This window comes from Parabacteroides vesiculifaciens (assembly GCF_049860805.1).
Classification (GTDB): domain Bacteria; phylum Bacteroidota; class Bacteroidia; order Bacteroidales; family Tannerellaceae; genus Parabacteroides.
Window position 1 is genome coordinate 2324628 of the sequence record NZ_CP187555.1, and the last position, 21220, is coordinate 2345847.

The 21220-nt window shown below is 48.7% G+C and carries 21 protein-coding genes; 13 read left to right on the forward strand and 8 right to left on the reverse strand.

From position 1 onward, the window contains the following. Window positions 1-11 precede the first annotated feature (11 nt). From ACPYIV_RS09450 to ACPYIV_RS09465, 4 genes are all read left to right on the forward strand, one after another. Window positions 12-965, forward strand: coding sequence for a glycosyltransferase (locus ACPYIV_RS09450; RefSeq protein ID WP_293734512.1), 954 nt, complete (start codon window positions 12-14; stop codon window positions 963-965). 81 nt (window positions 966-1046) lie between these two features. Continuing rightward, the gene (locus tag ACPYIV_RS09455) at window positions 1047-1613 is read left to right on the forward strand and encodes a manganese efflux pump MntP family protein (RefSeq protein WP_301705190.1); all 567 of its coding nucleotides are present in this window, start codon (window positions 1047-1049) and stop codon (window positions 1611-1613) included. 54 nt (window positions 1614-1667) lie between these two features. Then, window positions 1668-3398 (forward strand): dihydroxy-acid dehydratase, encoded by a 1731-nt coding sequence (gene ilvD, locus ACPYIV_RS09460; RefSeq protein ID WP_425886404.1) that lies wholly within the window; start codon window positions 1668-1670, stop codon window positions 3396-3398. Beyond that, window positions 3391-4761 (forward strand): gluconate:H+ symporter, encoded by a 1371-nt coding sequence (locus tag ACPYIV_RS09465; RefSeq protein WP_425886405.1) that lies wholly within the window; start codon window positions 3391-3393, stop codon window positions 4759-4761. The genes ilvD and ACPYIV_RS09465 overlap by 8 nt, the downstream gene beginning before the upstream one ends. A gap of 70 nt (window positions 4762-4831) precedes the next feature. Here ACPYIV_RS09465 and ACPYIV_RS09470 read toward each other — a convergent pair whose 3' ends face one another. Both ACPYIV_RS09470 and ACPYIV_RS09475 read right to left on the reverse strand, forming a co-directional pair. Continuing rightward, window positions 4832-5173 carry a type II toxin-antitoxin system RelE/ParE family toxin gene (locus tag ACPYIV_RS09470; RefSeq protein WP_299363604.1) on the reverse strand — a complete coding sequence of 114 codons (342 nt, stop codon included), beginning with the start codon at window positions 5171-5173 and terminating at the stop codon, window positions 4832-4834. After that, the gene (locus ACPYIV_RS09475) at window positions 5140-5379 is read right to left on the reverse strand and encodes a hypothetical protein (protein WP_301705187.1); all 240 of its coding nucleotides are present in this window, start codon (window positions 5377-5379) and stop codon (window positions 5140-5142) included. Before ACPYIV_RS09475 ends, ACPYIV_RS09470 begins: the two co-directional genes overlap by 34 nt. A gap of 243 nt (window positions 5380-5622) precedes the next feature. Between ACPYIV_RS09475 and ACPYIV_RS09480 the strand changes: the two genes are divergently transcribed. Both ACPYIV_RS09480 and ACPYIV_RS09485 read left to right on the forward strand, forming a co-directional pair. Further along, the gene (locus ACPYIV_RS09480; RefSeq protein WP_293740216.1) at window positions 5623-6651 is read left to right on the forward strand and encodes an FAD:protein FMN transferase; all 1029 of its coding nucleotides are present in this window, start codon (window positions 5623-5625) and stop codon (window positions 6649-6651) included. A 10-nt stretch (window positions 6652-6661) separates the two neighbouring features. Then, window positions 6662-7042: a hypothetical protein gene (locus ACPYIV_RS09485; RefSeq protein WP_293734519.1), complete on the forward strand. Its 381-nt coding sequence runs from the start codon at window positions 6662-6664 to the stop codon at window positions 7040-7042. Here ACPYIV_RS09485 and ACPYIV_RS09490 read toward each other — a convergent pair. From ACPYIV_RS09490 to ACPYIV_RS09510, 5 genes are all read right to left on the reverse strand, one after another. Further along, entirely contained in the window at window positions 7039-9423 is a 2385-nt protein-coding gene (locus ACPYIV_RS09490; protein ID WP_425886406.1) for a TIM-barrel domain-containing protein, read from the reverse strand. The two genes, ACPYIV_RS09485 and ACPYIV_RS09490, sit on opposite strands and share 4 nt — an antisense overlap. A 91-nt stretch (window positions 9424-9514) precedes the next feature. Then, window positions 9515-10105 carry a Maf-like protein gene (locus ACPYIV_RS09495; RefSeq protein WP_293734521.1) on the reverse strand — a complete coding sequence of 197 codons (591 nt, stop codon included), beginning with the start codon at window positions 10103-10105 and terminating at the stop codon, window positions 9515-9517. A 24-nt stretch (window positions 10106-10129) separates the two neighbouring features. Next, window positions 10130-10651, reverse strand: coding sequence for a KdsC family phosphatase (locus ACPYIV_RS09500; RefSeq protein WP_293734522.1), 522 nt, complete (start codon window positions 10649-10651; stop codon window positions 10130-10132). After that, window positions 10644-11411 carry a Rossmann-like and DUF2520 domain-containing protein gene (locus ACPYIV_RS09505; protein WP_425886407.1) on the reverse strand — a complete coding sequence of 256 codons (768 nt, stop codon included), beginning with the start codon at window positions 11409-11411 and terminating at the stop codon, window positions 10644-10646. The genes ACPYIV_RS09500 and ACPYIV_RS09505 overlap by 8 nt, the downstream gene beginning before the upstream one ends. Then, a complete protein-coding gene (locus ACPYIV_RS09510; RefSeq protein WP_293734524.1) occupies window positions 11408-11968 on the reverse strand; it encodes a nitroreductase family protein in 561 nt (186 codons plus the stop codon). The genes ACPYIV_RS09505 and ACPYIV_RS09510 overlap by 4 nt, the downstream gene beginning before the upstream one ends. A 1150-nt stretch (window positions 11969-13118) precedes the next feature. Between ACPYIV_RS09510 and ACPYIV_RS09515 the strand changes: the two genes are divergently transcribed. The 7 genes from ACPYIV_RS09515 to ACPYIV_RS09545 all read left to right on the forward strand — a co-directional run bounded on the left by ACPYIV_RS09515 (window position 13119) and on the right by ACPYIV_RS09545 (window position 20947). Next, complete coding sequence (locus ACPYIV_RS09515) at window positions 13119-13523, forward strand: hypothetical protein (RefSeq protein ID WP_293734039.1); 405 nt, start codon at window positions 13119-13121, stop codon at window positions 13521-13523. A 305-nt stretch (window positions 13524-13828) separates the two neighbouring features. Beyond that, entirely contained in the window at window positions 13829-16237 is a 2409-nt protein-coding gene (locus ACPYIV_RS09520; RefSeq protein WP_425886408.1) for a TonB-dependent receptor, read from the forward strand. A 144-nt stretch (window positions 16238-16381) separates the two neighbouring features. Then, complete coding sequence (mce, locus tag ACPYIV_RS09525; RefSeq protein WP_005640217.1) at window positions 16382-16789, forward strand: methylmalonyl-CoA epimerase; 408 nt, start codon at window positions 16382-16384, stop codon at window positions 16787-16789. 40 nt (window positions 16790-16829) lie between these two features. Then, on the forward strand, window positions 16830-18383 hold the full coding sequence (locus ACPYIV_RS09530) for an acyl-CoA carboxylase subunit beta (RefSeq protein WP_293734037.1): 1554 nt from the start codon (window positions 16830-16832) through the stop codon (window positions 18381-18383). A gap of 21 nt (window positions 18384-18404) precedes the next feature. Continuing rightward, complete coding sequence (locus ACPYIV_RS09535; protein WP_293740222.1) at window positions 18405-19292, forward strand: OadG family transporter subunit; 888 nt, start codon at window positions 18405-18407, stop codon at window positions 19290-19292. A gap of 22 nt (window positions 19293-19314) precedes the next feature. Then, window positions 19315-19746 (forward strand): biotin/lipoyl-containing protein, encoded by a 432-nt coding sequence (locus tag ACPYIV_RS09540; protein ID WP_293734035.1) that lies wholly within the window; start codon window positions 19315-19317, stop codon window positions 19744-19746. A 4-nt stretch (window positions 19747-19750) separates the two neighbouring features. Next, window positions 19751-20947 carry a sodium ion-translocating decarboxylase subunit beta gene (locus tag ACPYIV_RS09545; RefSeq protein ID WP_293734034.1) on the forward strand — a complete coding sequence of 399 codons (1197 nt, stop codon included), beginning with the start codon at window positions 19751-19753 and terminating at the stop codon, window positions 20945-20947. 67 nt (window positions 20948-21014) lie between these two features. Here ACPYIV_RS09545 and ACPYIV_RS09550 read toward each other — a convergent pair whose 3' ends face one another. After that, window positions 21015-21161 carry a hypothetical protein gene (locus ACPYIV_RS09550; RefSeq protein ID WP_293734033.1) on the reverse strand — a complete coding sequence of 49 codons (147 nt, stop codon included), beginning with the start codon at window positions 21159-21161 and terminating at the stop codon, window positions 21015-21017. Window positions 21162-21220 lie beyond the last annotated feature (59 nt).

The following is a 21220-nucleotide window of genomic DNA, read 5'->3' on the forward strand; positions in this document are numbered from 1 at the left end:
AATAACAAATAATGGACATATCAGTAGTTATACCACTGTACAATGAAGCCGAGTCTCTTCCAGAATTGTTTGCTTGGATAGAGCGGGTGATGAAAGAACATAATTTCAGTTACGAGGTAATCTTTATCAATGACGGGAGCACGGACAACTCCTGGGAAGTGATCGAAGCACTTAAAAGCAAGAACCCGGAAGTGATACACGCGGTCAAGTTCCGCCGTAATTATGGCAAATCCCCTGGTCTGAACTGCGGTTTCCAGCGGGCAAAGGGAGATGTGATCATCACGATGGATGCCGACCTGCAGGACAGTCCCGACGAGATTCCCGAATTATACAGGATGATTACTGAAGACGGCTACGACCTGGTGTCCGGTTGGAAGAAAAAGCGTTACGACCCGCTGTCTAAAACCATTCCGACCAAGTTGTTCAACGCTACGGCACGCAAATTCTCCGGCATCACGAACCTGCACGACTTCAACTGCGGGTTGAAAGCATACAAGAACATCGTGATCAAGAATATAGAAGTCTATAACGATATGCACCGCTACATCCCCTACCTCGCCAAGATCGCTGGATTCAGCAAGATCGGCGAAAAGGTGGTGCAACACCAGGCACGCAAGTACGGAACGACCAAGTTCGGACTGAACCGCTTCGTGAACGGCTATCTGGACCTGATCACCCTCTGGTTTACCTCCAAATTCGGCAAGAAGCCGATGCATTTCTTCGGATTATGGGGGAGCGTGATGTTTTTCATCGGTTTCATCGCATTGGTCATTGTGCTGAGTGCAAAACTGATTTCCATCTGTACAGGAGATTTGCGGCCGCTGGTCACCAATTCGCCTTACTTCTATGTTTCGCTGACAGCCATGATCCTCGGAACACAAATGTTCCTCGCGGGATTCATCGGGGAGTTGATTTCAAGGGATTCACCTAATCGAAACAAATATAAAATCGAGACGGAACTGTAAGGATTTATGATTTATGAATTATGATTTATGCACTGACGGTAAATTATAATTCATAAATCATAATTCATAAATCATTCAAGCATGTCATTTTTAGAAATAGTGTTACTGGCAGTGGGACTGTCAATGGACAGTCTCGCAGTTTCTGTTACCGGCGGAGCTCTTATACAAAACTACAAGCATCACCATATGCTGAAGATAGGCTGTGTGATGGGGGTTTTCCAGGCGGGGATGACTTTAGCGGGTTACCTGGCGGGGATGAGTTTCAAGAAATACATCACGGCGTTCGACCACTGGATCGCTTTCCTGCTGTTGCTTTACCTCGGAGGTAAAATGATATACGAAAGCACACAGGTACAGGAGGAGGATTGCAAGACGAACCCGTTATGCAACAAGACGCTGTGCGGACTGGGCGTTGCGACAAGCATTGACGCGCTGGCGGTCGGCATATCGCTGGCCTGCATCGAATCGGCCATTGCACTGGAAGCCCTGACGATAGGGATCGTCACGTTCCTGATTTCAGCTTTCGGGGTTTACTTCGGAAACCATTTCGGCCGTAAGATCGATCTCAAACTGGACCTGATCGGCGGGTTGATCCTGATCGGCATCGGGACTAAGATTCTGATCGAGCACGTCTATTTCAACGGATAAGTCGCTGACGGCACAAATCCGGACCTTATTTAGACATTGTAAAAAATACATACCATGAAAAGCCAACAATTACGAAAATTAGCTCCAGAACTGGATTCGCTACGGTTAGGTAGCGGATGGAGCATCGAAGAACTCAGCAAACCGCAGATCATTGTGGAAAGCAGCTACGGACACAGCCATCCGGGCAGTGCACACCTCGACCAGCTCGTCGCCGAAGCCGGCAAAGGGGTAAACGACGGAGGGGGACGGGCAGCCAACTATTTCGTCACCGATATCTGCGACGGCGAAGCGCAAGGGCATGACGGCATGAACTTCTCACTCGTCTCACGCGACATCATGGCCGCCATGATGGAAATCCATGTAAGAGCTACTCCATTCGATGCGGGTGTCTATATCGCCAGCTGTGACAAATCCGTTCCCGCCCACCTGATGGCGATTGCCCGGCTGAATATGCCTGCCGTTTTCATTCCGGGCGGGATCATGAAAGCTGGCCCGAACCTGCTCACACTCGAACAGATCGGCACCTACAGCGCCCAGTACGAACGAAGGGAAATCAGCGAAGAACAGTTTATGGTCTACAAGCGGGATGCCTGTCCCGAATGCGGCGCCTGCTCGTTTATGGGAACCGCTTCGACCATGCAGGTCATGGCGGAGGCGCTGGGGATCGCACTGCCGGGGTCGGCTTTGATCCCGACAAAGGTCCGGGAGCTGAAAGAGATGGCACACCGGGCCGGTTACCGAGCAACGGAACTGGCGAAAGACGAGCTTAAGCCGTCGGACATTATGACGGTCAAGGCTTTTGAAAACGCAATCATGGTGCATGCCGCCATAGCCGGTTCCAGCAACAGCCTCCTCCACTTGCCGGCAATCGCCCACGAACTGGGCATCCAGCTGCCACCGGAACTATTCGACGAAATCCACCGCAAGATCCCGTTCCTGCTCAACATACGTCCCAGCGGCTTTTGGCCGGGTGAATACTTCTGGTATGCCGGAGGCGTCCCGGCAATCATGGAAGAAATCCGGGAATTTCTACACCTTGACGCCCCCACCGTAACAGGCAATACATTAGGTGAGAACCTGGACGAACTGAAACAAAACGGCTTCTACGAGCGTTGCCGCAAATATCTGCCGGCCCTCGGCGTAAAAGTGTCCGACATCATCAGACCGGCCGGCAGTCCGATTAAGGCACAAGGGGCCATCGCCATCCTAAAAGGGAACCTGGCACCGGAAGGGGCTGTTGTTAAACATGCAGCCATCTCGCCGAAACTGATGCAGGCCACGCTGAAAGCACGCGTATTCGACTGCGAAGAAGAGGCACTCCAAGCTGTCCTGACCAAACATATTCATCCGGGTGAGGCCGTCTTCATCCGCTACGAAGGGCCGAAGGGCAGCGGTATGCCTGAAATGTTCTATACGACGGAGGCCATTGCTTCCGATCCTGAACTGATCGAGACCATCGCCCTGATCACAGACGGTCGCTTTTCCGGCGCCACGCGCGGTCCTGCCATCGGGCACGTTTCTCCCGAAGCCTCCGAAGGCGGCCCGATCGCCTTGGTCGAAGACGGAGATTTGATCCGTATCGACATTCCGGCACGCAGGCTTGACATCACCGGAGTAGCCGGCATCCCCAAAAGCCCCGAAGAGATGGAGGCAGTGCTCGCTGAACGACGCGGGCGTTGGACGAAACCGGCTCCCCGCTTTAATACTGGTATTCTTAGTATTTTCACCCGCAACAGCGTTTCGCCGATGAAGGGTGCTTATATGGAGGATACGCGTCATGGCTGATCCCGCAACGCTTTTGTTAGTCACCCTCCTGGCAATCGGATTGTTGCTCATGCTGGTGCTATGGGTCAAGTTGCATCCGTTCCTGTCCCTGCTGATCACCGCCATGTTCCTGGGGATCGCTTCGGGCATGCCGTTGGAGAGGGTGAGCGCGGCCATCCAGAACGGATTGGGCGGAACACTGGGATTTGTCGCGACGGTTGTCGGGATCGGTAGTATCTTCGGACAGATCCTGGAAGCTTCGGGTGGCACGGAGGCTATCGCCAAGACGCTGATCCGGCGGTTCGGGAAAAAGAGGGCGCACTGGAGCCTGTCGATTGCCGGATTCCTGATCGCAATACCGGTGTTCTTCGATGTCGGTTTCATTATTCTGGTCCCGGTGGTTTATGCCCTGGCGAAAGACACGAAAAAGTCGACCTTATATTATGCCATCCCGCTGCTGGCGGGACTGGCTGTGACACATACGTTCATACCGCCTACACCGGGTCCGGTGGCGGTCGCCGATATGTTGGGGGCCGACCTGGGATGGGTGATCCTGGTAGGCGCAGTTATCGGGCTACCCATTACAATCATCGCCGGGCCTTTGTTCGGCTCTTACATCGGAAACAGAATACAGGTTTCCCCTCCGCCTCACGTAATGGAGGAACTGGCAAAGGGGGATGAAACGGACGATGGGCATTCGCTGCCTTCCTTCTGGATGGTATCTTCCATCATCGGCATTCCGCTGCTCCTGATGGTAGTCAAGTCGATGATCGAGCTGTTCATCAAATTAGGATATATGCATGAAGGGACGTTTTACGAAGTTGCGTCTTTCCTCGGCCATCCGTTTACAGCCCTGATCATTGCAACGTTGATCGCCGCCTGGCTGTTAGGCACGCGGCGGGGGTACACACGCAAGGAATTGCTCGACATCAGCACGAAAGCCCTGGCTCCGGCAGGTATGATCATCCTGATTATCGGTTCGGGCGGTGCGTTCAAGCAGATGCTGATCGACAGCGGCGTTGGCGACGTGCTGGCGCAACTGATCTCAAAAACACAGTTTCCTCCGATCATCCTCGCCTTCATCATTGCGGCGGCAGTCCGCATCATCTTAGGTTCCGCCACAGTCTCGATGATCACGGCGGCAGGTATTGTCGGTCCCATACTGAATGCCTACACCCTGTCGGATATGCATCGTGCACTGATCGTCATATCCATTGCCTCCGGAGCCACCATCCTCTCCCACGTAAATGACAGCGGTTTCTGGCTGGTCGGCAAATACCTGGGGCTAACGGAGGTCCAGACGTTAAAGTCATGGACGGTCATGGAGACGATCATTGCGCTCGGCGGGTTCGGGTTTGCGCTGCTGTTCAGTTTATTTGTATAGACAGAAAAGTCTTATCAGAGAGATAAACAAAAGAGTATGTGCTATAAGTCTGGCACATACTCTTTCTGTTTTATTCTATATGGATTTTCCTTGTTTGCCTGATCCGGCTTATACTGGATGCCGCATGGATGATGTCCAAGACTTCAATACGCTCTTCGCAAATGCGATAAATGATCAGGTGGGAATCCAGAATGATATTCCGGTACATACGGGTTTTCGTAGTTAAGTGGTGGCATTCGGGATAATAAGAATAGGTTGATCGTAAATCAAGAACTTCTCGTTCAATGATATCTAAATAACGATTTGTCTGGAAATAGCCAAATCGCTCGAGACCTTCTTCCATTACATGAATGAGACTTGACTGAAATTCGATGGAGGTTATAACAGGCTTCTCCCTTGTTCCTTCATCCATATCCGGACATTTCTAAAACATTCTTCAGCAGGAATAAACGGCCCCTGCTCGATCTTTCTGATATGATCCAGGAATTCATCCCGGGTGGCATGGAGGGGTTTGTTCGGGTTCCATTTCTCTTTTAGGGACAAGGCCTGGCTTTTGCGTGGTCTGCAGGTTTTGGCAGACTTGTCGGCTTCTGACGGGAGTTTGCTTAATTTTGTCATAGTCATTATTTTTATAAATTAATATGCTGACAAATATATGAAATCAGCCGGACGCAGCCTAATAAAAGAGGAGATAAATCAGAGAATAATGAAAAGGGGCTACACGACATTCCTCCAGATTCACCCAAGCCGCACCAAATCGTTGTATCTAAAATATTTACAGATATTGAGAAGTGAACTCTGAAGCAAAAATTTGCCTCTGCATTCGATTTACACTATCTTTGCAGCCTAAACGACAAAAAAATGCATAAGAGAGTTTACTTACTGGCAATTTTGGGAATTTTGTTCTTCGTTTCCTGCAAAGACAAAAAACAATATTACGAAGAAAGCGGCACTGTGTTCCATACTCTATATACGATCAAATACGAAGCGCCCCGGATTTTGACAGATAAAATAGATGCCGAACTGCAAAAATTCAACCTGTCCCTGAATCCCTTCAATCCCAATTCGATCATCGCGAAAGTGAATAATAACGAACCGGTAGAGGTAGACGAATGGTTTACGGAGGTATTCAACAAGTCGATGGAAGTCTCCCGCAATTCGGATGGCGTCTTCGATATCACCTGTGCCCCGTTAGTGAACCTCTGGGGATTCGGATTCAGCAAGAAAGACAGCGTGACGCCTGCCATGATAGACAGCCTCAAAACTTTTGTAGGCTACCGGAAAGTGCATCTGGAAGACAAGAAAGTAGTGAAAGACGATCCCCGGCTGTTGCTGAATTGCTCCGCCATAGCCAAAGGATACTCCTGCGACGTAATCGCCCGCTTGCTTGAAAAGGAAGGAGTAGAAAACTATATGATCCTGATAGGCGGCGAAGTGGTGGTAAAGGGTGTCAACCAGAATGGCGTATGCTGGCGCACCGGCATCAACCTCCCGGAAGAAGATCCGACAGGCACCAAAAACAATTATGACGAAATCGTCCAGCTATGTAAAAAGGGTGCGATTGCCACTTCGGGCAATTACCGCAACTTTTACATCAAAGACGGCAAGAAATATGCCCACACGATCGACCCCCGTACCGGTTATCCTGCCGAACAGAGCGTGTTGAGCGCCACCATCGTTGCTGACGATTGCATAACTGCCGATGCCTATGCCACCGCGTTTATGGCGATGGGACTGGAAAAAGCCCGGCAGATGGCTGACTCCTTGCCGGAGATCGAATACTATGTGATATATGCCGACGAGAACGGGAAGCACCAGATTGAATATTCAAAAGGTATGCTCCAGTATCTGCCTAAACGGAAAACAATGATTAGCTCGGATAATTCCTGATTGATTAAATATGATAAGAAACGTCCTGAACCAATTTGAGTGTAAAATAGGAAAAGCAGGCGAGATTTTATGTAATACGGATAACACTGGTAATGTCTTATTGTTTGTCTCTTCCGGAAAACTGGTGATCTATAATAGAGACCAGATGCCGGTTACAGATGTGGACGAAGGGTATTTTGTATTACTGCCTGCCGAAAAATCATTTATTGCGACTGCCATCACATCGACACGGATCATACTCATGCATGCCGGTCCGCTTTCCGAAATGATAACGGACGACCCGGAATGGGATCCGGATCGTCCTGTTGTACTCCCTATTTGCCCATCTTTAGCCAAAACCTTATACCTAATCGAATATTATCATAATGAAGAACGGGATGAACTGAACTAACGAAGCGTGGCTTTCACCAACCCGTTATTCTCCTGATGCAGGCTGACGCGCACTTTGTGGTCGTCGCCGTACTGCCAGTCCGTTACCGGGACATTGTTTACCAGCACTTCCGACGGGCGTTGCGGAGCATCGATCTCCAGTTCGTATGTCCGCGATTTACACATACCGTCATACGAACCTTCTACCGGGAAGATAGTAAATTCGACCTTCCGCCCGCTCTGCCTGCATTCGAAACGGGTTGCGGCAATCGCCCCGTTCTCGTAATTGTATGTTTTGCCGTCGTCTTCATACATCGTATAGGAAGAGACGTCTTTGGGGAATACTTTCACCATCAGAGTGTCCAGCGGTTTCTCCCCTATGAATTGCATATCTTTCTGGAACGGGATGATCGCCCCTTCGCGGACAAACAGCAGCCCGGCGCGGTTATCGGGTATCGTATGCTTGATTTCCCTTCCGCCGGCCAACTTCTCGCCTGTCCAGAAGTCAAACCAGTTTCCCTCCGGCAGGTAGATCGAATCGCTGAAGATGCCGACCAGGAAGCTCTGGCCGAACATATACTGGTAGACCATGTCATCCGTCTTGCGGTCGTCCGGGAACATCAAAGGCATGGAGCGTACGATCGGCATACCGGTCTGTGCGCCTTCAAGCGCCGCCGAATAAATATAAGGCATCAACGCGTAACGTAGCTTCACATAATCCCGGTACATCTTCTTCTCCTTCTCAGGAAAATAGAACGGCTGATGCAACGAATACCAGCTATTGATCTGTACCCACGGCAGGAAAAGGCCGAAATGAAGGCTCTGCAACTCCTCGTCCTTGTTGACATTCATCACGTCGCAGGAGGTGTTGAGGAAACCGCTCATACCCAAGTTCAGCTGGTCGAACAACGCCGTCCGCCCTCCCCCGTTGTCGCCGCTGGTAGAAGCGCTCCAGTGCTGCGTTCCCGCCCAACCGGCGGTATAATGATGCCAGGAACGGAGCCCGGTGTGTTCACGCATCATCTTATACATCTGTTTCGGAAGAAGGATCTGGTTCAGGTTGTGCATTTCCTTATCGGTATGTCCGTTGTAATACTTGAAGTCCGGATGTTCGTCTATCGTACGTGCCGGGTCCATCTTGAATCCGTCCACGCCATTGTCCACAAAGTTTTTCAGGTGATCCATCCAATGCTCCTGTCCGGAAAGGGGTTTCCCCGTCACCCTTGCTAAAGCGTCTTCTTCAGGGACGCTCAGGTCGTATTCGATACAGAGCCAAAGCCCCATATGGTAGCCCATCCCATGCAAGCGGCCAATAAGCAGGCGGTGGTTTTCTTTCTTCGGGTAGCGGGTGGAATCCCAATAGGCTTCCGCCGAGAACTTCTGATAGTTCCATTTCTTCTTGGTCGAGAAATCGTAGCGTTTCTCCATCCATTGCGGTTCGAGCCAGAACAGGTCGCAGGGGACGCCCATCTCACGGAAACGCACGGCGTCGTTCAGGATGTCGAACTGGTCTTCCAACATATTCGGACCGAAGCATAACCCGTACGCATATTTCGGCAACAAATAAGGCCGGCCGGTGATAGCCGTATAATCGTTGATCACATCGGGCATCGAATTGCCGAACATCAGGTAGAAATCCGCTTCGTCCGTCGTATTATAAATCGAGAAAACATCCGGTTGGTAGCTGCCGATATCGAAGAAGTTCTTCCGCGTCGTATTGTTGAAGATCCCCCAGTTTTCGGAGCTGAACATAAAAGGCATCGGGATCTCGGTGTGCTGGTAAGTGGTCCACATACGCAACAGTTCGCCCCGGTGCTGGATATGTTCGCGGCTGGTACTACCGCCACCATAGAAACGTTCGCCGTCTTTCAGGGAGATCGAGAGGATGCTGGTATGCTCGTAATCGCCGGTTTCAGCCATATCTTTCGAGGCTCCCGGATTATTATCGTCGCCGATGATCGTGCCGTTGTTAGGGACTTTCATGTCCTTGTATTTGGCATTGATCACTTTTCCCAGGTTGGTGCACAACGGATCGGCAGAGGTGAGGAAGACCGCTTTCTCGATAATCACCCGGCCTTTCCGGTCTGAGACAGACATAGCCCCGGTCTTTTTATCGATTGTCAGCCGGTAGCCGCCGGTCGATACTTCAAACTGCTGTTTGTTGTCTTTCGGGGAAACCGGAACCGGGTCCCAATCCGTTTTAATAATCCCGTAACGTTGCATCAACGACTCAGAAAAGGTTGAACGAGGGGTGATCCGAATCCGGAATATTCCATCCGTACAAACTTCCACATTCATGTTCAGCCCGTTCTGCAAACGGACATCGAAGGACTGCCTCTCCCCTGCCGCAAAAGCGGATTGCAGGAAAAACAGGCATACAAGCAAATAGTAAATCTTTTTCATGATACTTAAAAGTTAATACCACAAAAATACAGACTTCCTATTCGCCTTACCTTCAATAAATCACCTTAAAACATAGATTTTTGTCAAATCTTCAGAACTTCTTCAGTTCCTGGTAAAGCAGCCTGACCGGCAACCCCATCACATTATAGAAACTGCCGTTGATGGCCTCGACCGCCACATAGCCGATCCATTCCTGTATGCCATAACTGCCGGCTTTGTCGAACGGGCGGTACTTATCGACATAATAGACGATCTCCTCTTCATCCAACCTGGCAAAACTAACAGCCGACGAAGCGGAGAAAGAGATCGTTTTCTCCTTTGTCGTGATACAAACGCCGGTTATCACCTCATGGACACGGCCGGAGAGTTTCCGGAGCATGGCGATCGCATCCTCGCGGTCTTTCGGCTTCCCCAGGATTTCACCAAAAGTCCACACGATCGTATCGGCCGTGATCAGCAGCTCGTCCGCCGGCATGGAAGGGATATAGGCTTCCGCCTTTTTCCTTGCAATATAAACCGGCACATCAAACGCCGGCAACGTGTCGGGAAAAGATTCGTCTATACCGGGGATCACCTGTACTTCAAAGTCGATATCCAGACCTGCCAACAACTCGCGCCGCCGAGGAGAATTGGAGCCTAATACGATTTTATATCGATTCAGGTTAGGGAGTATGTTTTCCATTGTCTTATTTTATCTGTCAGATTCCTACCAACCGAAAGCCTCGTCACCCATCCAGTGGCCCTGGGCTTTCATTGTTTGTTCGATTACATCACGGGCAACGCCGGCTCCCCCGTTCTTGTGGGAGATGTATTTGGCGATACGCTTGATCTCAGGAGCCGCATCAGCGGGTGCTACAGGCAGGCCGACCATTGTCATCACCTCGTAGTCGGGGATATCGTCACCGGCATACATGACCTCTTCGGGCTGCAAACCGGTCTTTTCCAGAAAATCCCGGTAATCGTGGACTTTAACGGCGCTCTTCATATATATATGTGTAATGCCGAGACGCGAAAAGCGGATCTGCACCGCTTCCGTATAGCCCCCGGTAATGATGGCTACATGATAGCCTTTCTTGACGGCGAGCTGCAAGGCATAGCCGTCCTTTATATTAACGGTACGCATAGGATCGCCGTTCGGATGCAAAGGGATTACATCACAGGACAAAACGCCGTCTACATCAAAGACGAATGCCTTTATCTTTTTCAGATCATAATTGATACTACTCATGTTGTGCCTCCTTATGTATGCTCTGGCTGATCAGCCGGTAGATCGACCGCATATCGGGATCGTCCAGCATAGCCAGATGTTTGTTGATCACATTCTCATCGTACCGGATGGCCGGGCCGGTCTGTGCCTCGGACGGAGGCATCGTATGTATCTTGGCTGCCGTTTCGTCGATAAGCGGCAGCAGGACATCGGCCGGTATATCCTGCTCCTGCAATAATTTAACAGCCAACGCATAGATATGGTTGGTGAAATTACAGGCAAAGACAGCCGCCAGGTGTAAACTTTTGCGTTTGTCGGACGACAGGAAGCGGACATTTCCCGAAAGTATCTCCGCCAGCCGTTGCAACTTGCCGGCATTTTCGGGCGTATTGGCTTCGAGGAAAAAAGGAATGACGCTGAAATCCACTTCGCGCGTTTTGCTGAATGTCTGCATCGGATAAAGGACTCCGTAATTGGCGGCATGACCGCTAAAAACATCCATCGGCATACTGCCTGCCGTATGCACCCAAAAGCCGTTGTTCGGCCGGACACGGGCGATCACATCCGCCAGGGCCGTGTCTTTCAAGGAAAAGACATACAGGTCGGCATCCGTCCCGACAGCTTCGGGATCGGTTGTCCAGGGACAGCCTAAGCGGGCGGCCAGCCGTTCCGCATTTTCCGGCGTATGGCTATATACCTGCCCGATCCGCATTCCTTTCCGGTGCATTTCGAGCGACAGGCGCGTTGCCAGGTTGCCGGAGCCTAAAAAGATGGTTTTCATGCTTCCTCCTGTTGGTTTTCGGTCGGCATGCGGAAAGTTCCGAGATGTATCTTCTCCCATTGCAGGTGCGATTCGTCGAACGGCTTACGTTCCTGGTCCTTATATCCGAAACCGATGATGGACAGGACTTCCATCTGGTAAGGCACGTCGAGCAGCCCCCTCACATACTGGGCTGCATCCGCATCGTCTTCCGTCTGACGGTTGCGGATCTGGCACCAGCAACTTCCCAATCCCAGGTCTTCGGCCTGCAATTGCATATAGATGGAGGCAATCGAAGCGTCTTCCACCCAAACATCGCTTTCCATCACATTCGCCATCACAACGACAGCCAGTGCACAATCTTTCAGGAAAGCGGCTCCCGCCGGTTTGCATGCCGACAACTTGGCCAGCATCTCCTTATCTTCCACGACAACGAACTGCCAGGGATTTTTTCGTTTGGAAGCCGGCGCCATCAGGGCGGCTTTCAATATCATTTCCACCTGATCGGGATTCAGTAACTGATCCGTAAACTTACGGGTACTTCTTCTGCTCTTTATTAATGTTGCGAAACTTTCCATTTATATTTTACTTTTATTGATTGTGAAAGAGAAAACAAAGATATGTATTTAACAGATAAAGAACAAAAATCACATGCTCTTGCTTTAAAATTATCCGAATGATGATTTATACGCGCGTTTCAAGCAATTCATTTTTCGCCCGCGGGCGAAAAAATAGTCCGGTTACGGGGTCGCCTTTGCCGTCATATAACATAGAGAAGGAATTTGTAAATAAAGGGGAACCGTAGGGGCGGGGTTCTACTCCGCCCAATTGAAATCAGCATCATTCATTTAAATAACAATGGGCAGAGCAGAGCCCTGCCCCTACGGAACGACCATTATATTGTATAACGAAGCCATCCATGTTCCATACCGGCAAATCGTTATTCAGGATTCACATCTGCATAAATAATAGATAATCAGTGATTTGTAGTGAACCCTGTGAAGGATGGGTAAAAACACGATACTAATGACATCCGATATCTCCGAATCCGGTAAGAAATAGTTCCTGATATAGCACGAACTGATCGGCTCACAGCCGTGAGCCGTATGAATCACACTCGTGAGCCGTACGAACCACATCTGTGAGCCATACGAATCACGGCTGTGAGCCGATTAAAGGATGCGGCGTTTCGGATGAATCTCTGTAAGGTTTTCCGTTAATAATAGGGAATGTCTTTGGCTTGTTTCCCCATCTGTTTCGATGGACTTTCTTTTTGTGGGTTTATTTATAAAAACAGCGTAAGTGTCTCCGCGATCCACCCCGAATGACTTTTTAGAAGCGGTTTCACATCAAAACACTGATAATCTCTCAATTACAAAGGTGTGAACCCTTAGTCTCGCCAAGTATAGGAGAGGTGGGACGGTTAATGATGGACGGCTCTGCCAGTTTATCCGGGCAGATAAATCAGTGTGAGGAGCTATTTTCGGCCTTTCTTTATTTGCTTATCGGCGAAAAGAGTTATATTTGCAGCGACTAACATATATAACCAAGGTGTGGTGAACCTGCATCTGATTCGTTGCGGGCATTTTTATGCCTGCAACGATATTCATAGGCGGTTCCGTACCCCCGTGGGGAGCACTAATGTGCCTCCAGCATCTTGGTATGTGTTAGTCAACGGGAAAGGCGGAACCGTTCTTTTTTCGCCCTACTTTTTACCTTTATAATATTATGGAAGCAGCAAACACCTCGACACTCCCGAAAGAAGTTGTTCATGAAATCTTTTTCAGGGAAGAAGCCAGTCGTGTCCGGAAAGCGTTCGCCAACCGAAGCGATGAGGAAGATTTAGATTATCTCCTTCACCAATTGCAGTGCATGAAAAGCCTGATGACATATCTCAGGTTGCCCTGGGATCGCTTGATCCCGATCCTTTTTAGAAGTTTTGCCTGTTACATGCGGCAGCCGGATGAGACGGTAAGCAGCCATAAAGCCTGCAGACTTACTGCCCAACTGATGGATGGCGCCGTCTTTATGTCCCAAAACGGAAAAATGCTAAATGCACTGGTGGAATTTTTTAATCATCAAATCGACGACCTCGACAAACTGCTGGCAGAGAAAAACGAAACTTTGTCTTAATTGCTTAGTATGCAGGGATAGAGGCAGGGCGCAGGACTTTGCCTCTATTTCAGGAGGGTTTCGAAAAGGCTCTCTCTTCTTTAAACCCTGTAAGGATCATTGGTACATTGGCATATTATCCAATTGGTACATTATTGCCTAAATATGAACTCCTTTAGTTCCTGACAAATTTTGGTGTACCCCTTTACGTGGAAGGGAAATCTGCGTAAACTATTCGTTTTCATTTTAATTTTCCTGTACCTTTTCAACATAGAGAAAATAAATCTTTGTTTCTCGCGTTAGTAAAGCTATAACTATAATAGATTATGAAGATTCGTGCGATAGCTACGCTACTATTTATATTATTTTCGATATCTGTTTTCGGACAGGGGCGTGCCAAAATCAGCGGTTACATTCGCGACGCAGACGGTAATCCGCTGGACTTAGTCAATATCCGGGTTAAGAATACGTTAAACGGGACGATGAGTAATGAAAAAGGCCACTACTCGCTGTCGGTTGCAACCGGCGATTCGGTGACGCTTATCTATTCATGCCTGGGCTATAACAAGGCTGAAAGGATCATTCCGCAGGTAACCAAAGATATGCGGCTCAACGTACAGATGAATTATACATCGCTCGAATTGGGAGAAGTCGTTGCCACCGCTATCCGTAAACAAACAACGACCCTTGAGACCTTGAATGCCGACCGCGTCAAGTTGCTTCCCGACCCTGCCGGAGGAAGTATCGAGAGCCTGGTCGTCACCTTCGCGGGCGTCTCTTCCAACAATGAATTAAGTTCGCAATACTCCGTACGTGGCGGAAGCTACGACGAGAACATCGTATATGTAAACGGACTGGAAGTGTTCCGTCCGCTGCTCATCCGTTCCGGACAGCAGGAAGGGTTGAGTTTTATCAATCCGGATATGACGGAAGCCGTCAACTTCTCCGCCGGAGGGTTTGAAGCCCGCTACGGGGACAAGATGAGTTCCGTGCTGGATATCACCTACAAGAAACCGAAAGGGTTCGAAGGCTCTGCCTCCGCCAGCCTGTTGGGAGCCAACGCTTATGTGGGCAGTTCTTCCGGCAAGTTCACGCAGGTGACCGGTTTCCGCTACAAAACAGGACGTTCGTTATTGAAAACGACCGATACGGATGCCGAATATGATCCGAATTTTATTGACCTACAGACTTATATGACATACAAGTTCGCCCCGAAGTGGGAGATCAACTTTCTCGGGAACCTGGCTATAAACAATTACAAATTTATTCCCCATACCCGTGAAACCTCTTTCGGGACGGCAACCAATGCAAAGAAATTCAAGGTGTTTATGAGCGGCCAGGAACAGGATAAGTTCGAAACGCTGTTCGGTGCGCTCACCTTAAAGCACAACCTGAACGACAATACTGAACTCGGTTTGCAGGCCTCCGCCTTCACCAGCAAGGAAGAGGAGGGTTATGATATTGCCGGCGACTACTGGCTGGGAGATGCAGCCGAAGAAGGTGGCGGGGGCGAGATACAGAACTTATCCATAGCCCGCTACAACGAACACGCCCGCAACCGCCTGCACTCCAACATCATGAACGTCGGGCACTATGGTGTAGCCCGCCTGAAAAACAATACGTTGAAATGGGGTGCGACTGTCCAGATGGAAAAGATCAACGACAAGATCAGCGAATGGGAAAAGCGTGACTCTGCCGGATACTCGCTACCGCAAGGGGGCGGGAATGTCAACGTGATCGCAAACCTGTTCTCTGACAATGAACTGGAAAGTACGCGTATCTCCGGTTATTTGCAGGATGTATTCAAGTTCCGTACCAAACAAGGTCTGTTCACACTGGTCGGAGGTGTACGCGGCAGTTACTGGAGCTATAACAAGGAGTTTATATTCAGCCCGCGTGCTTCACTCGGTTTCATTCCGAATTTCGACCAGAACCTGACCTTCCGCCTGGCTTCCGGCCTCTATTACCAGTCGCCTTTCTATAAAGAATTGCGCACGACCGTACAGGATGAACACGGCAACAGCATCATACAACTGAATAAAGACTTGAAATCGCAGCGCTCCATCCATGTCATTGCAGGCGGCGATTATACCTTCCGGGCATCAGGCCGGAATTTCAAAGTCAGTGCCGATATGTATTATAAGAAGTTAGACAACCTGAACCCCTACACGGTAGATAATGTCAAAATCCGGTATTATGGCGAGAACTGTGCACAAGGCCATGCGATGGGCCTCGATGTCAAATTCTTCGGCGAGTTTGTCCCGGGTACGGACTCCTGGATCAGCTTCTCCCTGATGAAAGCGGAACAAAGCATCCGGGGCAGCGAGTATGTACCGATGCCCAATAGCCAGGGTTATAACGTTTCGCTCTTTTTCCAAGACTATTTTCCCGGCTACAAACGTGTCAAGCTGAACCTGAAAGGCGTATTGTCCGGCGGGCTTCCCGTCACCGCCCCGCGTACCGGCTATGAGGAAGGTTATTTCCGTACTCCGACTTACAAACGTGTAGACCTCGGTTTCTCCTACCAGCTTGCTGGAGGGACAGATGCGATCATGGACCGCGGGTTCTTCCGCAATCTCAAGAACATTTGGCTCGGACTCGACATTTTCAACCTGTTCGACATAAAGAATACAAGTTCCTATTATTGGATTACCAACATAGACAACCACCAGTATGCGATCCCGAATTATCTGACCGGACGCCAGTTGAATGTTCGCCTTATTGTTGACTTCTAAATTTATGATTTATGATTTATATGTCGATCATAAATCATAAATCATAAATCATAAATCACAATTTTTCTTTCCTAATTCATAAAAAAGTGTACCTTTGCCCACATAGAACAAAAAACAATATTAAATTACTAAATTATTATTGACATGGAACTTACACATATCGAACATTTGGGTATCGCAGTGAAGAGCATCGAAGCTTGTCTGCCGTATTATGAAGAAGTTTTAGGATTGAAATGCTACAACATCGAAGAAGTTGCAGACCAGAAGGTAAAAACAGCTTTCTTTAAAGTCGGCCAGACAAAGATCGAACTGCTGGAACCGACAAGCGAAGACAGCACAATCGCTAAATTTATCGAAAAGAAAGGTGAAGGTATCCACCACATCGCATTTGCTGTTCCCGACGTACAGGCAGCATTGGACGAAGCCGAATCAAAAGGTATCAAGCTGATCGACAAAGCTCCTCGCGGAGGCGCTGAAGGTTTGAACATTGCATTCCTTCACCCGAAATCGACTTGCAGCGTTTTGACTGAACTTTGCATGCCGGGAAAATAATAACACATTCGTTCATTTCTAACAACAAATCAAAAATACAATGAGTAACCAACTTGAAAAAGTAAAGGAGCTTATCGCCCTTCGCGAAACAGCTCGTTTAGGTGGTGGAGAAAAAAGAATTGAATCTCAGCACAAAAAAGGTAAATACACCGCACGTGAACGTATTGCCATGTTGCTGGATGAAGGAAGTTTTGAAGAATTCGACATGTTCGTACAACACCGTTGTACAAACTTCGGTATTGAAAAAACTAAGTATCTGGGCGACGGTATCGTAACAGGTTACGGTACGATCGACGGACGCCTGGTATATATTTATGCTCAGGATTTCACCGTATTCGGCGGTGCTTTGTCTGAAGCACTGGCCATGAAGATCTGTAAGGTCATGGATCAGGCTATGAAGATGGGCGCTCCTGTTATCGGTCTGAACGACTCGGGTGGTGCACGTATCCAGGAAGGCGTTAACGCTTTGGCCGGTTATGCAGAAATCTTCCAGCGTAATATCCTGGCTTCAGGTGTTATTCCTCAGATTTCCGGTATCTTCGGTCCGTGTGCCGGTGGTGCGGTTTACTCTCCTGCCCTGACAGACTTCAACATTATGACCCGCGGAACAAGTTATATGTTCCTGACCGGTCCGAAAGTAGTAAAAACGGTTACGGGTGAAGACGTAACACAGGAACAGTTAGGTGGCGCAAGCGTACATACGACTAAATCCGGTGTGGCTCACTTCGCAGTCGATACGGAAGAAGACGGTTTGCAGTTGATCCGCAAATTGATCAGCTTCCTGCCGCAGAACAACCTGGAAGAAACTCCGTTGATCGAATGTAAAGATCCGATCGACCGTCTGGATGATAACCTGAACGACATCATCCCTGACAATCCTAACCAGGCTTACGATATGTACGACGTAATCGGAACCATCATCGATAACGGTGAATTCTTGGAAGTACATGCCGACTATGCTAAGAACATTATCGTAGGTTTCGCCCGTTTCAACGGACAGACTGTCGGTATCGTAGCCAACCAGCCGAAAGTAATGGCAGGCTGTCTGGACAGCAACGCTTCCCGTAAGGCAGGCCGTTTCGTCCGTTTCTGCGATGCTTTCAACATTCCTTTGGTGACATTGGTAGACGTACCGGGATTCTTGCCGGGTACAGGCCAGGAATACAACGGCGTTATCCTGCACGGAGCCAAATTGCTTTACGCTTACGGCGAAGCTACAGTGCCTAAAGTTACTGTAACATTGCGTAAGTCTTACGGTGGTGCTTACTGTGTGATGAGTTCCAAACACCTGCGCGGTGATATGAACTACGCATGGCCGACTGCCGAAATCGCAGTTATGGGACCGAGCGGTGCCGTCGAAGTTATCTTCGCTAAAGAAGTAGCTGCCGCAGAAGATCCGAAAGCTTGCGCTGCCGAGAAAGAAGCCGAATACAAGAAAGCATTTGCAAACCCGTACAATGCCGCTCAATATGGTTATATCGACGATGTTATCGAACCGCGTAACACTCGTTTCCGTATTATTCGTGCTTTACAACAGTTGCAGACTAAGAAGTTAAGCAATCCTGCTAAGAAACATGACAATCTGCCTCTATAATTCTTAAAACAGGAAATGAATATGATTAATAAGAAAATAGGGGTATTGCTGCTGTTTGCCTTGCTCGTTTCATTCGGGGCAAAAGCACAGCGCGCTACCTCCATGCGAATAAATGAAGTGCTGGTCATCAATGAAGATAACTTTGTTGATGATTACGGCAAACGCCACGCTTGGATCGAGCTGTATAACGGCTCGGCCGGTTCGGTTAATATCGCCGGTTGTTTTTTGACTAACGACAAAAACAACCCGAAAAAATATCCGATCCCGAAGGGCGATGTTCTGACAGTCATCCCTCCTCGCCAGCATACTTTGTTCTGGGCAGACGGAGAACCTAATCGCGGTACATTCCATGTTAATTTCACTCTTGACCCATCAAAAGAAAATTACCTTGCATTATATGATGCTGACGGTAAAACTTTGATTGACGAGATCGTTATTCCGGCTTCACAAAAAGCGGATATCAGTTTTGGTAGAACGTTTGACGGACAAGGAGAATGGACTATTTTGTCAAAAGTTACCCCCAGCACCAACAACGTAACATTGGACTCTAACGAGAAAATCGAAAACTTTAAAGAAAATGACTCCTGGGGTATCGGTATGACCTTGACTGCTATGGCAGTTGTATTTTCCGGGTTATTCCTGCTGTTTATCATCTTTAAACAAATCGGTAAATTCTCTATCGCTGCCAGCAAACGTAATGCACAGAAAGCTGCCGGGGCAGCCGTTGTTGCTGACAATGCAGGTCAGGAATCCGGAGAGATCTTTGCGGCTATCGGTGCGGCTCTGTATGAAATGAGCGACGATAACCACGATATCGAACACACGGTTCTTACGATCCGCAAGGTTCAAAGATCTTATTCTCCGTGGAGCTCCAAGATTTACGGTCTGCGTGAAGTTCCCAAAAAGTAATTATCTCTAAAAACAAACAAGAATGAAAAGTTTTAAATATACTATTAACGGTAACGTATATAAAGTACATATCAACTCGGTAGTAGATGATATCGCTGAAGTAGAAGTAAACGGTACTCCCTATCAAGTAAAAATGGAGAAACCGGCAAAAAAACAGATGGTTACACTGAAACGTCCGGCCCAAGCTCCTACAACGGCAAGCGGCGATCCTGTTGTTTCCCGTCCGGTAGCCTCGACAACCAAAGGCGCTGTCAAATCTCCGCTGCCAGGTGTAATCCTGCAGGTTAACTGTAAAGTCGGTGATGCTGTCAAGAGAGGCCAGAATCTGCTTGTCCTCGAAGCCATGAAGATGGAAAATAACATCAACGCCGACCGTGACGGTAAAATCATTGAAATAAAAGTAAACAAAGGGGATTCCGTACTGGAAGGTGCTGACCTCGTCGTAATAGGATAATATTATGTTAGGATCAGTATTATTACAGGCAGTAGGTGCGACTCATGAAAGTTTTCTCCAGTTCCTGGGAAAAAACCTTGAGTTGTTCCTCACATATACAGGAGTCTACAACGCGACACCGGGTCACATCATCATGATCCTTATCGGTCTGTTGTTTATCTTCCTGGCTATTAAATATGAATTCGAGCCAATGCTCCTTATCCCTATCGGATTCGGTATCCTGATCGGTAATATTCCGTTCAAAGATGCAGGATTGCAGGTCGGTATCTACGAACAAGGCTCCGTACTGAACATCCTCTACCAGGGTGTAACCTCCGGATGGTATCCGCCGTTGATCTTCCTCGGTATCGGGGCTATGACCGACTTCTCCGCCTTGATCTCCAACCCTAAGTTGATGTTGATCGGTGCAGCTGCTCAGTTCGGTATCTTCGGTGCTTATATCATCGCTCTTCAGATGGGATTCGAACCGAACCAGGCCGGTGCTATCGGTATCATCGGTGGTGCTGACGGCCCGACGGCTATCTTCCTTTCTTCCAAGCTGGCTCCAAACCTGATGGGTGCTATTGCGGTATCGGCCTACTCTTATATGGCGTTGGTTCCTATCATCCAGCCGCCGTTCATGCGTTTGCTGACTACTCAGAAAGAACGTCTGATCCGTATGAAACCGCCGAGAGCCGTTTCTTCTACGGAAAAGATCGTCTTCCCGATCGTAGGTCTGTTGCTGACTTGCTTCCTGGTTCCTTCCGGTCTGCCTCTGTTGGGTATGCTGTTCTTCGGAAACCTGTTGAAAGAAAGTGGTGTAACGCGTCGTTTGGCTGAAACAGCCCGCGGTCCGCTGATCGATACAATCACGATCCTGTTGGGTATCACGGTAGGTGCTTCCACTCAGGCTACTCAGTTCCTGACATTAAACTCCATCAAGATCTTCGGTCTGGGAGCTTTGTCATTCGTGATTGCTACTTGCGCAGGTATCCTGTTCGTTAAGTTCTTCAACCTGTTCTTGAAAGAAGGTAACAAGATCAACCCGCTTATCGGTAACTCCGGTGTGTCTGCCGTACCTGACTCCGCCCGTATCTCTCAGAACGTAGGTCTGGAATATGATCCGACCAACTACCTGTTGATGCACGCTATGGGTCCGAACGTAGCAGGTGTAATCGGTTCTGCCGTAGCAGCCGGTATCCTGTTGGGATTCTTAGGATAATCGATTTATTCTACATAAAAAAGGCTCCGCATCAAATGATACGGAGCCTTTTTTATATCTATTCTTATCAGATATTCTGTTCTATAGTCATCGGATCCGTTTCAGGATTTGCCTCCTGTTCCAATGTCGTTCCAAAAAACAACCAGAACATCAACAGGATAATAGCAATCACCACTCCAATGATCAGCAGTACATTCGTTTTCTTTCGTCTCATGTCTATTCTTCAATTAGTTTGAAGATAAAACAAGACGAACCCTCGTTTGGTTTAACAAG